We start from the raw sequence: 12,623 nt of genomic DNA, 5'->3' as shown, positions 1-12,623 counted from the left end.
CTGTACGGAAAGAAGTGCGAAGCGTAAGCTATTAGTTGCAGACGCGTTATTGATTGTTGCACAAGCAACTATACCGCGCAAGCAACTACTTTGTGGGCTGTCTGCGTTCCGGGGTCTTCCGGGGCGGGGCGGGCTGATCTGAAGGGAAGAACTGATGGGCATCAAAGACGACGCCGTCGAGGTCCGGGCGCAAGGCTGGCGGACCCTGGCGGCCCTGCACGGACTGATCGAGGCGGAGCTGGAGCGCTCGCTGCAGGCTGTAGCGCAGCTGTCCGTCGTGGAGTACACCGTGCTGGATGCGCTGAGCCGCCAGGACGGCTGGCACATGCGGATGCAGCAGCTGGCCCGCGCCACGGCGCTGAGCGCCAGCGCCACCACACGCCTGGTTAACCGGCTGGAGGACCGGGGCCTGCTGACCCGGATCCTGTGCGCCGATGACCGCCGCGGGATCTACACCGAACTTACGCCCAGCGGCATCAAGTTGCTGGAGAAGGCCCGGCCCAGCCATGACGCCACGCTGGAGCGTACGCTGGCCGAGGCGCAGGAGGTGCCGGAGCTGGCGCTCCTGGTCGACGCACTGCCACGCCTGCACGCCGCGGTCTAGCTGGACACTGCAGAAAGCGCCGCCCGGACGCCCCGGCGGCTCGCAGCCAAGGGCCGTTTGCGGGCTCACAACGACCCTGGGCTGCGGCCTTCCTGGCGGTAGAGGTTGGGCCTGGCGTTCAGCTTCACGGCGACCTTTTCGCCGTTCTTCTGCGCCTCGACGCCGGCCTCGCAGCAGGCTGCGGTGGCGTACCCGTCCCAGGCGGTCGGGCCGCCGATTTCACCGCGCAGGGCAGCATCCACCCAGGACTGGATTTCGGCGTCGTAGGCGGCGCTGAAGCGCGCCTCGAAGCCGGGGCTGACCGTGCCGCCCCAGCGGCCGTTGCTGCGGGTGTACGGGCCCTGGTCCCCGCCGATGCTGACAATGCCGTCCTCGAAGGAGGCCTGGGTGGCCACCTCGTAGCCGAACGTGGCGTTGACGTAGATTTCGACGTCGGCCAGGACGCCGGATTCGGTCTCGATCAGCACGTGCTGCGGGTCGTGCTGGCCGGCCGGGGCGTTCCTGGTGGCCTTGCCGAGGCGGACCTGGACGGACATGATTTCCTCGCCGGTGAAGTAGCGGATCGCGTCGAATTCGTGGACCACGGAGTCGTTGATCAGCATCTCGTTGGTGAAGCCGGGCGGGGTGGCCGGGTTGCGGTGCTGGTGGTGCAGCATCAGCAGCTCGCCGAGTTCGGAGTCGCGGATGATCTTGCCGAGGGCGGCGTATTCGGCGTCGAAGCGGCGCATGAAGCCGACCTGGATGCGCTGGTGGCCCAGCTGTTCCTCGGCCTGGACGATCTTCCAGGCGGACGCGGCGTCCGGGGTGAGCGGCTTTTCGCAGAGGATCGGGATGTCCTTGGCGATCGCCTTGAGCAGGATGTCCTCGTGCAGGAAGCCGGGGGTGGCGATCAGCACGGCGTTGACGCCGCCGTTGTTGAGGGCCTCGTCGGCGTCGGCCAGGGCGACGGCGCCCGGGATACCTTCGATGGCGGCCTGCGCACGGGCGAGGTCGACGTCGACGACGGCGGCAACTTCCGCGCCGTGGATGCGGGTGTTGAGCCGCTGGATGTGGTCTGCGCCCATACGGCCGGCGCCGATGACAGCTACGCGGAGGGTCCTGGCCATGGTCTGCTCCTCAGTCCTGGTTGACGGCTGGTTGACGGCTAGTTGACGGCGGTGCGGGAGCCGCAGGAAAGCAGGTAGTTCCGGGTGCGTTGGGCGATCGGCATCGGGACGTCGAAGGCTACGGGGTACATGTCCTGTTCCACGATGCCAAAGATCGGCCGGTTCAGCGCCTCGACGGCCTCGATGACGGCGCGCAGGTCCGGCAGGCCGTTCGGCGGTTCGGTCATCACGCCGGCCAGGTTGGCGGCGGCCCAGGTCATGTTCTCCTCGTTGACCCGCCCGAGGATGTCCGGGTTGATCTGCTTGAGGTGCAGGTAGCCAATCCGGTCCGGGTAGTTCCTGATCAGCTCCAGGCTGGACGCGCCGCAGTACTCGGCGTGCCCGGTGTCCAGGCACAGGTTGAGATGCTTCGGGTCCGTGGCGGCGAGCAGGGTCTCGATGTCCTCCTGCGCGCCGACGTGGGAGTCGGCGTGGGAGTGGAACTGCTGCTTCAGGCCGTAGTCCTCCAGCAGGGTCCTGCCGAGGCGGTTGTGCCCGGCGAAGAGATCGGCCCAGGCTTTTTCGCTGAGTTCGCCGCTTTCCATAGCCTCGCCCGTGACGTCGTCGCGCCACATCGCAGGGATGACCACGATGTGTTCCCCACCCAGTGCGGCGGTGAGTTCCGCGACCCGGCGGGCCGGCTCCCACGCGGCGTCCCACTGGTCCACGCCGCGGTGGAAGGCGGTGAACACGGTGCCGGCTGAGATCTGCAGATCGCGGGCCTTGAGCTCCTCGGCGAGCCGTGCGGGGTCGGTGGGGAGGTAGCCGCAGGGGCCCAGCTCAATCCACTTGTAGCCGGATTCGGCGGCCTCGTCGAGGAAGCGTTCCCACGGGGTCTGCTGGGGGTCATCCGCGAACCAGACGCCCCAGGAGTCCGGCGCGGTGCCGATGATCAGCTTGTTCTCCGTCATTGCGCGTTCCTTCCCATCGGTTGGCCGGGTCAGTCAGCCCAGCAGCTTGCGCTGGCGGTTCTTGTGCTCGGTGTAAGTCTGGTATGCCTGTTTGGTGGAGTCGAGCTCGGAGATCTGGGAGACCGGGACATCCCACCAGGACCCGGAGCTGGGGGCGTCCAGCAGCGGGTTGGATTCCACGTGGATGAGGATCGGGCCGCCGCGTTCGGGCGCCGCTTTGGCGTCCCGGACGGCCTGTTCGAGCTCAGCGATGGCCTTCTCCCCCGGTTCGATCCGGACCACCTTCACGCCGAGGCTTTCGGCATTCAGGGCCAGGTCCACGGGGAGCCGCTCGCCGTCGTCGAAGCTGTGGTGTTCCTCGTCGAGGGCGCGGTACCGGGTGCCGAATCGCTGCGAGCCCAGGGATGCGGAGAGCGAGCCGATCGAGGCGAAGCCGTGGTTCTGGATCAGGACCACGATCAGCTTGATCCGTTCGGCGACGGCGGTGACCAGCTCGGTGTGCATCATGAGGTAGGAGCCGTCCCCCACCATCACAACGACGTCGCGCTGCGCCTCGCCCCTCGCCGCTTCGGCCAGTGCCGCCCTCTTGACGCCGAGGCCGCCGGGGATTTCGTAGCCCATGCAGGAGTAGGCGTATTCGACGTGGTAGCCGAAGGGGTCCCGGACGCGCCACATCTTGTGCAGGTCGCCCGGCAGGGACCCGGCGGCGCCGATGACCACGTCCCGGGCGTCCATGGCGCGGTGCGTGGCGCCGATGATCTCGCTCTGGGCCGGCAGCGGGGTGGACCGGGTGTCGAAGGCCTCGTCCACGGTGGCGTCCCAGCGGGCCTTCCCGGCCGCGATCCGCTGTTCCAGGTCGGCGCCGATCCGGTAGCCGCCCAGGGCCTGGTTCAGTTTGACGAGGGCCTTGCGGGCGTCCGCGACGATCGGCAGGGAGGTGCCGTGCTTGTAGGCGTCGATCGCGGCGACGTTGATGTTGATGAACAACACGCCCGGGTTCTGGAACGCGGTCCGGGACGCGGTGGTGAAGTCCTCGTAGCGGGTGCCGATGCCGATGATCAGGTCCGCCTCCGCGGCGATGGCGTTGGCCGCCGTCGTGCCGGTGGAGCCGATCGCGCCGAGGGAGAACTGGTGGTCCCAGGGCAGGACGCCGACGCCGGCCTGGGTGTTGCCCACCGGGATGCCGGTCAGCTCGACGAACTTCGCGAGCTCCTCGTTGGCGAAGGCGTAGAGGACGCCGCCGCCGGCGATGATCAGCGGGCACCTCGCGGCGCGGATCGCCTCGGCGGCGCGGCGGATGTCCTCGTCGTCGGCGTCCGGGCGGCGGATCCGCCATTCGCGTTCGGCGAGGAATTCCCCGGGCACGTCCAAGGCCTCGGCCTGGACGTCCTGGGGCAGCGAGATGGTCACGGCGCCGGTCTCGGCCGGGTCCGTCAACACCCGGAGCCCGTGGTGGAATGCGGAGAACAGCTGCTCGGGCCGGGAGACGCAGTCGAAGAACTTCGACAGCGGACGGAAAGCGTCGTTGACTGTGATGTCGTAGGCCTCCGGGCGTTCGAGTTGCTGCAGGACGGGGTCCGCGGCGCGGGTGGCGAAGGTGTCGCTCGGCAGCAGGAGCACGGGCAGCCGGTTGGTGGTGGCCAGGGCCGCGCCGGTGAGCAGGTTCGAGGAACCGGGGCCGATCGAGGTGCTGATCGCAAAGGTCTGGCGGCGGCGGGTGTGCCGGGCGTAGCCGACGGCCTGGTGCGCCTGGGCCTGTTCGTTCCGGCCCTGGTAATACGGCATGATCGTGGGATCGAGCTGCTGGTACTGCTTGAGGGCCTGGCCGACGCCGGCGACATTGCCGTGGCCGAAGATGCCGAAGGTGCCCGGGATCAGCCGCTCACGGTAGTCCCGGCCGCCGATCGAATCGACGGTGTACTGCTGGGACAGGTATTCGACGACCGCCTGCGCGACCGTCATTCTGCGTGTACCTGAGGCAGTTCTGGTTCCCATGGGACGTTACTCCGATACTTCTGCGGTGCGGGTGGCTGCTGCGCCGGTGGCTGCGGTGCGGTGCAGCAGCAGCGAGGCGGCGGTTGCCACGGCGCCGGCGACGTCGCCGTCGTGCGGGTAAAGCAGGGTCCGGCCGACGGTGAGTCCCTGGACGCCCGGCAGCGCGAGGGCTGCTTCCCAGCTGGCAAAGACGTCGTCCTGGCTGCTGTCCGGGTCGCCGCCGAGGAGCACGGTGGGCATGGTGGTGGCCGCCATGACGCGTTCCATTTCGGCCACAACCGGGAGCTTCAGCCAGGTGTAGGCGCTGGTGGAGCCCAGGCCTTCGGCGATCACGACGGATGTGATGACGGCGCTGGTCGAAAGGTCGTTGCGGACCCTGCCGTTCTCGCGGACGGACAGGAACGGTTCCACCATGGCGATGAGCTTGCGCTGGGCGAGGGCATCGATCGCTTTGGCGGTGGCTTCCAGCGTGGCGACGGTGCCCGGGTCGCCAAGGCAGATGCGCGTGAGCATCTTGCCGCCGTCGGCGCCCAGCGCCTCGAGGGCGGCGGCCGTGTGGCCGGTGAAGCGGTCATCGAGTTCGTTGACCAGGCCGGTGAGCCCGCCGCGGTTCATAGAGCCGAAGAGCATCTTGCCCTCCAGCGCGCCGAGCAGGAGCAGGTCGTCCATGATGTCCGGGGAGGCCAGCACGCCGTCGACGCCGGGGTTGGCCAGGGCGATCCGGAGCCGGTCCAGGAGTTGCCGGCGGTCGGCCATGGCCACGGGGTCGCTGCCGACGGCGAGGGCGCCGCGGGCCGGATGGTCGGCGGCGACGATGAAGTTCTGTTTGCCGGCCTTGACGCCCGGGTGGCGGCGCCGGGCTTTCGCGGCGCGGGCGATCGCGTCGGGGTCCTCGAGCCGGATGATGCTCAGGTGTTCGTAGCGGCGGGGGTCATCGTCCACCGCGGGGGTGGCGGCGGCGGGGTGGACGCTCACAGTGTTGCTCCTTCGGTGGCGAAGTTGCCCGGTACGAGGCGGCCGCGTTCGGCGAGCAGGCCGATGACTTCCTCCGGCGTCGGCATGGCGTCGGCGCAGGAGAGCCGGGAGGCGACGAGCGCGCCGGCGGCGTTGGCGAAATCGAGGACCTGGGCCAGCGGCCAGCCGGAGAGCAGCCCGTGGCAGAACGCCCCGCCGAAGGAGTCACCGGCGCCCAGGCCGTTGACGGTTTCCACCGGCACCGGGGCGGAAACGACGCGCCCGGTGCGGGTCTTGGCCATGACACCTTCCGCGCCGAGCTTGACGACGGCGATCTCGACGCCGGCCGCGAGCAGCCGGTCCGCCTGTTCGTCCGGAGTGCCCTCGCCAACAGCGACGGCGCATTCCTTGTCATTGCCGATGGCCACCGTGACGTGCGGGAGGATCCCGGCGACCTGTTCCCGGGCATCGGTTTCGGAGGCCCAGAACAACGGCCGGTAGTCGAGGTCCAGGATGGTGAACTGGCCGGGCTTCAGCCCGGTGCGGGGCCGCGCCTCGTGCGCCGCGAGGTGGGCGGCGCGGCTGGGTTCCTGGCAGAGGCCCGTGAGCGTGGACCAGAAGATGCCGGCGTCCCTGATGGCGTCCAGGTCCAGGTCCTCGGCTTTGATCTGCAGGTCCGGGGCTGTGGGGAAGCGTCCGTAGAAGTAGAGCGGGAAGTCCTCCGGCGGCTTGATCGCGCAGAAGGTGACGGCGGTGGGCCATTCCGGAACCGCGGTGACGAAGGAATCGTCCACGTTGAACTTGCGCAGTTCGCGGTGCAGGTAGTTGCCGAAGGCGTCGTCGCCGGTGCGGGTGATGACAGCGGCGCGGCGGCCATGGCGGGCGGCGGCGACGGCCACGTTGGACGGTGACCCGCCCAGGTACTTCCCGAAGGTCGTGACGTCCTCCAGATCCACCCCGATGTCGTTCGGGTAGATATCAACGCTGATGCGCCCGATCGTGAGCAGTTCGTGGGTCACGGTGATCGCGGACCTTTCCGGGTGAACTCGGTACCTTTGCAGCCTGAAATTCGGTGCTGAGGAAGCCGGCGTGAGCCGGGCCACATCCCCTACCCTGCCCTAGAACCCATGTGCTGTCAAAGGTTTGTACTGACATATTGACAACATTGCACAAGTGCCTGAGCGCCCCCTCCGCGGCCGTAAGGGCGACATCCGGCGGACACGCGCGCCTCCTTCATTAGTTTGTCCGGACCTACTAACAAAGTGAGGACAGGTGACGCGCGGCTTCCCCACGGCAAACACCAACGCGGGGTCACTTTACGCCCATCCAGGGGTGTGGAATGGGCGCGAAGTGACCCCGCGTTGTCCTGTCGGGAGCCGCAGAGGCAAGCCGGGCTACCTGGTGAAAGCGGACCTCCGGGCCGTTCCGTCGTAGCCGCCGGCAGGGGGCTTTAGCCCGTAAATCCTGCCGATGGTCGGCGCGACGTCGGCGGTCCGGGCTGCTTCGGAGGACGCCGATCCCTTCACCACCAGCGGGCTGCCGCCGGAGACGAAGAACGGGATTGGCTCCGTGGCGGGGTGCCCGTGGTTGCCCGGGATGGGATTCGACGCCACGTACGGGTCGGAGAATCGCCAGCCCGCGCGGCAGTAGGCCACCAGGTCTCCCGCCTCGTCGCCCAGCCGGAGGTCTGCCGGCTTGTTGACCGACAGTACGCCCTCATGCGCACTGACCAGCTGTTCGACGGCGGCCAGACCGGCCGCGCGGTCCCGTTCGGGGCCGGTCCAATAAAGCAGGTCCGCGCCGCCGTTCTGGGCAATCGTGATCTTCGACTGCAGCTCCGGACGGGACTGGAGGATGAGGTTGATCGAGATGAGGTTGCTGGGGATGGACCAGTCCATGGAATGGTCGGCGAGCACCATCACCACGCTGGAGTCCCACTTACCGGTGTTCTTCAGGTGGTCGATGAAGCGGCCCACCTGCATGTCCGTGGCCGCCAGGGCAGCCCCACGCGCTGCCCGCAACGTGGTTCCGGAGACGTCTGAGTGGCCCACGCGGTCGATGTCGCCCAGGTTGGTGAACACAAAATCCGGGTCCGGGCCGCTCACCATCGCCAGCAGCGCGTCCATGGTGGCGGCGTCGGGCGCGTGGCCGGTCACCGGGAGCACAGGCTGGGGTTCCCACCGGTAGCTTGCCCTGGCACCGAAGATGCCGTAGAGGTACTTCTTGCTGAGCACCGATCCGGTCGTGAGCCCGCGCTCCTGCAGCCGCTCCAGGAGGGTGGGGAAGTGCAGGTCCGTGGGCCGGTCGAGGTCGCGGAGCACGTTCTCGGTCCGGTCGAAGATGGCGTTGGCCGGCACCCCCGACCGGTCCGGGCGCACCCCCGTCATCATCATGACGTGGTTGGGAATGGTCTCCATCACCGGAAGCGAGCGTGCCGCAGGGAAATTGGTGCCTGCGTCGCGAAGTGCTGCCAGCCTCGGCGTCAGCGCGGGGGTGATCTCATCCGGCCGGCAGCCGTCCACCACCAGCACGTAGCTTCGGGTCCGTCCAGCGGCGGGGGCAGCCCAGGCGGTGCCCTGCGCCGCTGAAAGGACGACGGCGGCCCCGCCGGCAGCGGCGATTTGCAGAAACTGCCGGCGTCCCGGCGTCGGAAGCCTGTGGCCCGCGGGTGTGTCCTGCTGCGGTGATCGGCTCATTGGAGTCCTCCTTGAGTCGGCGTGACCTTGCCGGTATTGGCTTGCACGTTGAACGATGTGGACAGCGTTGATCCGGAGCCGGCGGAGGTGCGTTCGGCGAGGACGTACCAGTCCATCCGGACTCCGGCCGGCGTCACGTCCAGGACGGAGTAGCCGTGCGAGTCAAAGTCCAGGTACTTGACGTGCGGGTTGGCCGCCTTGATGGCGTTCTCCACGACGACGGATCCGGTCCGGGGCGGAACGTTCAGGATGTCGTCGAGGTTGTCGCTCGTGACAGAGGTGCAGACCAATTCCACGGCCACGGAATCGCCGGTGGCCGGGTAGGTGGCCGGATCCGCGGGGATGTCGCAGGCCCAGCCGGAGTGGATGTCGCCGGTGAGGAAGACGGTGTCCTTGATGGCGTTATCGCGCAGATGGCGGACCACGCGGTTGCGGTCCACCTCGTAGCCGTCCCACTGGTCCACGTTGTAGGGCACGCCGCTGATGGTTGTCCCGCCCATCAGTTTTTGCACGCCCGCCAGTTCGGCGGTGCTCAGGGTCGAGGGAATGCGGACGGGCGCGATCATAACGGGGTTGCCCACGAGCTTCCATTGCGGGCCGGTGGATTTGAGGTTGCCCAGCAGCCAGTCCATCTGGGCGGCGCCCGTGATAGTGCGGGCGGGGCTGTTGACGGCGGGATCCGCACCGTTGGCGGCCTGCTGGTCACGGTAGGAACGCAGGTCCAGCATGGACAGGCTGGCCAGGGAGCCGAAGTCCAGGCGGCGGTAGAGCTGGCCGCCCGGCTCGTAGCGTACGGGCATCCACTCAGAATAGGCCCGGTGTGCGGCCGTGAAGCGCTCGCTCCAGGCGCCTTCGGTGCCCTCGGTGTGGTTTTCGGCGCCGCCCTTCCAGGCGTCGTTGGCCGATTCGTGGTCGTCCCAGGTCACGATGAACGGGGCCGCGGCGTGCAGCGCCTGAAGGTCGGGGTCGGTTTTGTACTGGGCATGACGGCGGCGGTAGTGCCCCAGCTGGGTCATCTCGAAGGCCGGATCGTGCGGACGGACCACCTCGTCGCGGGCCTGGTAGTCGCCGGGTGCGTATTCGTAGAGGTAGTCCCCGAGATGGAGGACGGCGTCGAGATCGCCCCGTGCGGCCAGATGGCGGTAGGAGGAGAAATATCCTGCCTGCCAGTTCGCGCAGGACACCACGCCGAATTTCAGCCGGGCCACCGCGGCGCCGGCGGCCGGTGCGGTCCGGGTGCGGCCCACGGGGGAGATCTTCTTCCCGAGAGTGAACCGGTACCAATAGCTTGTGGCGGGAGCCAACCCTGCTGCCACGACCTTCACGGTGTGGTCCCGGGCCGGGCCCGTGGCCGCGGTACCGCGGGCCACCACTTTCTTGAAGGCTGCATCGGCGGAAATTTCCCATCGGACGGACACGTCCGGGCCGGCACCGCTGCCGGGTAGTGATTCCGGGGTGGGCGTGACTCGGGTCCACAGCAGCACGCTCCCCGGCATGGGATCTCCTGAGGCGATCCCGTGGCTAAAGGGGCCGGCCTGGGAGGCGGAAAACGCGTCTGCGGGAGTGCTCGTGGCGATGGTTCCGGCCACGGCGGCGACTCCTGCTGAACGCAGTACTTGACGACGAGTAAAGTTGGTCATGACTTCCAGTATCCGGATGATTCCGCCACAAACCGGCGGCTCCGCCCGCAGTTAACCGCACATTCGCCAAGAGTTATCCGTGGAGATGGATTACCCGTCAAGGACGGGAGGTGGGCGACCCAATGGACGAACGCGACGACGAGCAGCTCGACTCGGCCTTCCTGGCCCTCGCCGACCCGGTCCGCCACCGCATCATCTCCCGGCTCAGCCGGGGTCGAGTTCCTGACCTTCCACGATCTGGGCGGCGGGCGCACCCGGCTGAGCGCCCACGCGGTTTACCCCAGCAAAGAGAGGCCCGCGACGGCATGGCCCAGTCCGGCATGGAAGGCGGAGTGACCGAAGGATACGAACGGCTCGACGAACTCCTGGCCGGCGCCACAGTCTGAGGCCCGGCGTCGGTGACGCATCAAGGTACGACGGCGGCAGGCCACCTCCCCGTAGAAGGTGGCCTGCCGCCGTCGTACTTAGACGAACAACGCGGGGTCACCTACGGCCCATCCCAGCGAGCGGGACGGGCCGCAGGTGACCCCGCGTTGTGTCTTGGTGCTTGGTGGCGCTTCGACCCTAGAGGGTTGCGAGGACCTCGCGCAGGAGCTTGGCGGTTTCGGACGGCGTCTTGCCGACCTTGACGCCGGCAGCCTCAAGGGCTTCCTTCTTGGCCTGGGCGGTTCCCGCGGAGCCTGAGACAATGGCGCCTGCGTGGCCCATGGTCTTGCCTTCCGGGGCGGTGAAGCCTGCAACGTAGCCAATAACCGGCTTGGTGACGTGTGCCTTGATGTAGTCCGCAGCACGCTCTTCGGCGTCGCCGCCGATTTCGCCGATCATCACGATCGCCTTGGTTTCCGGGTCAGCTTCGAAGGCTTCGAGGGCATCGATGTGGGTGGTGCCGATGACCGGGTCGCCGCCGATGCCGATGGCGGTGGAGAAACCGAGGTCGCGCAGTTCGTACATCATCTGGTAGGTCAGGGTGCCCGACTTGGAGACGAGGCCGATGGGGCCCTTGCCCGTGATGTTGGCCGGGGTGATGCCGACGAGAGCCTCACCCGGGGTAATGATGCCGGGGCAGTTCGGTCCGATGATGCGCGTGACCTGCTTGCCGCTGGCGTCCACCTTGGACTGGGCCAGGGCCCAGAACTCGGCGGAATCCTGGACCGGCACGCCTTCGGTGATGACGACGACCAGGCCGATGCCGGCCTCGATGGCCTCAACGACGGCGTCCTTGGTGAATGCCGGGGGGACGAAGACGATGGAGACGTCAGCGCCGGTCTCGGCCATGGCTTCCTTGACGGTGCCGAAGACGGTGATCTCGGTGTCGCCGTGCACGACCGTCGAGCCGGCCTTGCGGGCGTTGACGCCGCCGACAACGTTGGTGCCGGCCTTCAGCATCAGGGCGGTGTGCTTGGTGCCTTCGCCGCCGGTGATGCCCTGGACGATGACCTTGGAGTCCTTGTTCAGATAAATAGACATAGTCGAGTCCCTCTACTTCGCTGCGTTGGCGAGCTCGGCAGCCTTGTCGGCGCCCTCGTCCATGGTGGCGGCCAGGGTAACCAGCGGGTGGTTGGCCTCGGCCAGGATCCGGCGGCCTTCCTCAACGTTGTTGCCGTCGAGGCGGACTACCAGCGGCTTGTTCGCGGAGTGGCCCAGCTCGGCCAGTGCACCGACGATGCCCTTGGCGACGGCGTCACAGGCGGTGATGCCGCCGAAGACGTTGACGAAGACGGACTTGACCTGCGGGTCGCCCAGGATGACGTCGAGGCCTGCTGCCATGACCTCGGCGGAAGCTCCACCGCCGATGTCCAGGAAGTTGGCGGGCTTGACGTTGCCGTGGTTCTCGCCGGCGTAAGCAACGACGTCGAGCGTGGACATGACCAGGCCGGCACCGTTACCGATGATGCCCACGGAGCCGTCCAGCTTGACGTAGTTGAGGTCCTGCGCCTTGGCCTTGGCCTCGAGCGGGTCAGCAGCGTCCTTGTCTTCAAGGTGGGCGTGCTTGGGGTGGCGGAAGCCGGCGTTCTCGTCGAGGGAAACTTTGCCATCGAGGGCAACGATGTCACCGGCGCCGGTCAGGACCAGCGGGTTGACCTCCACAAGGGTGGCGTCTTCCTTCTTGAAAACGTCCCAGAGCTTCAGGATGGCGCTCGCCACCTTGCCGCGCAGTTCCTCGGCGAAGCCTGCAGCGGCGACGATTTCGTCGGCCTTGGCCTGGTCGATGCCGACGGCCGGGTCAATGGCGATCTTGGCCAGGGCGTCGGGGCGCTCAACGGCGAGCTGCTCGATTTCCATGCCGCCTTCAACCGAGCACATGGCCAGGTAGTTGCGGTTGGCCCGGTCCAGAAGAACGGAGAAGTAGTATTCCTCGGCGATGTCCGCACCCTGGGCGATCATCACGCGGTGGACGGTGTGGCCCTTGATGTCCATCCCGAGGATGTTGGTGGAGTGTTCAAACGCCTCGTCAGCGGTCTTGGCGACCTTGACGCCGCCGGCTTTGCCGCGGCCTCCGGCCTTGACCTGCGCCTTAACGACAGTTACGCCGCCGATTTTCTCGGCAGCTGCCTTTGCTTCTTCAGGGGTGTGCGCCACGATCCCGGCAAGCACGGGTACACCGTGCGCCTCGAACATATCGCGCGCCTGGTATTCAAACAGGTCCACGGTTTAGTGTCCTCTACGTCGAAGTAGTT

The 12,623-nt window shown here is 67.6% G+C and carries 10 protein-coding genes and 1 pseudogene; 2 read left to right on the top strand and 9 right to left on the bottom strand.

The window, feature by feature from the left end:
- Positions 1-154 precede the first annotated feature (154 nt).
- On the top strand, positions 155-604 hold the full coding sequence (locus ACZYX4_RS05780) for a MarR family winged helix-turn-helix transcriptional regulator (protein WP_463874371.1): 450 nt from the start codon (positions 155-157) through the stop codon (positions 602-604).
- Between the two features lie 65 nt (positions 605-669).
- Here ACZYX4_RS05780 and ACZYX4_RS05775 read toward each other — a convergent pair whose 3' ends face one another.
- The 7 genes from ACZYX4_RS05775 to ACZYX4_RS05745 all read right to left on the bottom strand — a co-directional run bounded on the left by ACZYX4_RS05775 (position 670) and on the right by ACZYX4_RS05745 (position 9,945).
- Positions 670-1,710 (bottom strand): Gfo/Idh/MocA family protein, encoded by a 1,041-nt coding sequence (locus tag ACZYX4_RS05775; RefSeq protein ID WP_463874369.1) that lies wholly within the window; start codon positions 1,708-1,710, stop codon positions 670-672.
- A 38-nt stretch (positions 1,711-1,748) separates the two neighbouring features.
- Positions 1,749-2,660 carry a sugar phosphate isomerase/epimerase family protein gene (locus tag ACZYX4_RS05770; protein WP_463874367.1) on the bottom strand — a complete coding sequence of 304 codons (912 nt, stop codon included), beginning with the start codon at positions 2,658-2,660 and terminating at the stop codon, positions 1,749-1,751.
- Positions 2,661-2,693: 33 nt separating this feature from the next.
- The gene (gene iolD / locus ACZYX4_RS05765) at positions 2,694-4,622 is read right to left on the bottom strand and encodes a 3D-(3,5/4)-trihydroxycyclohexane-1,2-dione acylhydrolase (decyclizing) (protein WP_463874365.1); all 1,929 of its coding nucleotides are present in this window, start codon (positions 4,620-4,622) and stop codon (positions 2,694-2,696) included.
- A 39-nt stretch (positions 4,623-4,661) separates the two neighbouring features.
- Positions 4,662-5,630: a Cgl0159 family (beta/alpha)8-fold protein gene (locus ACZYX4_RS05760; protein WP_463874364.1), complete on the bottom strand. Its 969-nt coding sequence runs from the start codon at positions 5,628-5,630 to the stop codon at positions 4,662-4,664.
- Entirely contained in the window at positions 5,627-6,628 is a 1,002-nt protein-coding gene (gene iolC / locus ACZYX4_RS05755) for a 5-dehydro-2-deoxygluconokinase (RefSeq protein WP_463874363.1), read from the bottom strand. The genes ACZYX4_RS05760 and iolC overlap by 4 nt, the downstream gene beginning before the upstream one ends.
- Positions 6,629-7,003: 375 nt before the next feature.
- Positions 7,004-8,305, bottom strand: a complete 1,302-nt coding sequence (locus ACZYX4_RS05750; RefSeq protein WP_463874361.1) for an alkaline phosphatase family protein — start codon at positions 8,303-8,305, stop codon at positions 7,004-7,006.
- A complete protein-coding gene (locus ACZYX4_RS05745; RefSeq protein ID WP_463874360.1) occupies positions 8,302-9,945 on the bottom strand; it encodes an alkaline phosphatase D family protein in 1,644 nt (547 codons plus the stop codon). The genes ACZYX4_RS05750 and ACZYX4_RS05745 overlap by 4 nt, the downstream gene beginning before the upstream one ends.
- A 216-nt stretch (positions 9,946-10,161) precedes the next feature.
- Between ACZYX4_RS05745 and ACZYX4_RS05740 the strand changes: the two are divergent.
- Positions 10,162-10,331: pseudogene (locus ACZYX4_RS05740) on the top strand (SRPBCC family protein); the annotation flags it as partial.
- Between the two features lie 178 nt (positions 10,332-10,509).
- On the opposite strand, the gene sucD reads toward ACZYX4_RS05740, so the two are convergent.
- Together sucD and sucC are read right to left on the bottom strand one after the other, a co-directional pair.
- Positions 10,510-11,412, bottom strand: coding sequence for a succinate--CoA ligase subunit alpha (sucD, locus tag ACZYX4_RS05735; RefSeq protein WP_463874359.1), 903 nt, complete (start codon positions 11,410-11,412; stop codon positions 10,510-10,512).
- A 12-nt stretch (positions 11,413-11,424) separates the two neighbouring features.
- On the bottom strand, positions 11,425-12,594 hold the full coding sequence (gene sucC / locus ACZYX4_RS05730) for an ADP-forming succinate--CoA ligase subunit beta (RefSeq protein ID WP_463874357.1): 1,170 nt from the start codon (positions 12,592-12,594) through the stop codon (positions 11,425-11,427).
- Positions 12,595-12,623 lie beyond the last annotated feature (29 nt).

This window comes from Pseudarthrobacter leeuwenhoeki (genome assembly GCF_055412885.1).
The sequence above is the reverse complement of the archived record's forward strand: the minus strand, read 5'-3'. Positions and strand labels throughout refer to the sequence as shown.

Excerpts from the sequence above, each read along its gene's own strand:
- ACZYX4_RS05770 (WP_463874367.1), bottom strand. The coding sequence starts at position 2,660 with ATGACGGAGAACAAGCTGATCATCGGCACCGCGCCGGACTCCTGGGGC.
- ACZYX4_RS05775 (WP_463874369.1), bottom strand. The coding sequence starts at position 1,710 with ATGGCCAGGACCCTCCGCGTAGCTGTCATCGGCGCCGGCCGTATGGGC.
- iolD (WP_463874365.1), bottom strand. The coding sequence starts at position 4,622 with ATGACGGTCGCGCAGGCGGTCGTCGAATACCTGTCCCAGCAGTACACC.
- ACZYX4_RS05780 (WP_463874371.1), top strand. The coding sequence starts at position 155 with ATGGGCATCAAAGACGACGCCGTCGAGGTCCGGGCGCAAGGCTGGCGG.
- ACZYX4_RS05750 (WP_463874361.1), bottom strand. The coding sequence starts at position 8,305 with ATGAGCCGATCACCGCAGCAGGACACACCCGCGGGCCACAGGCTTCCG.
- sucD (WP_463874359.1), bottom strand. The coding sequence starts at position 11,412 with ATGTCTATTTATCTGAACAAGGACTCCAAGGTCATCGTCCAGGGCATC.
- ACZYX4_RS05745 (WP_463874360.1), bottom strand. The coding sequence starts at position 9,945 with ATGACCAACTTTACTCGTCGTCAAGTACTGCGTTCAGCAGGAGTCGCC.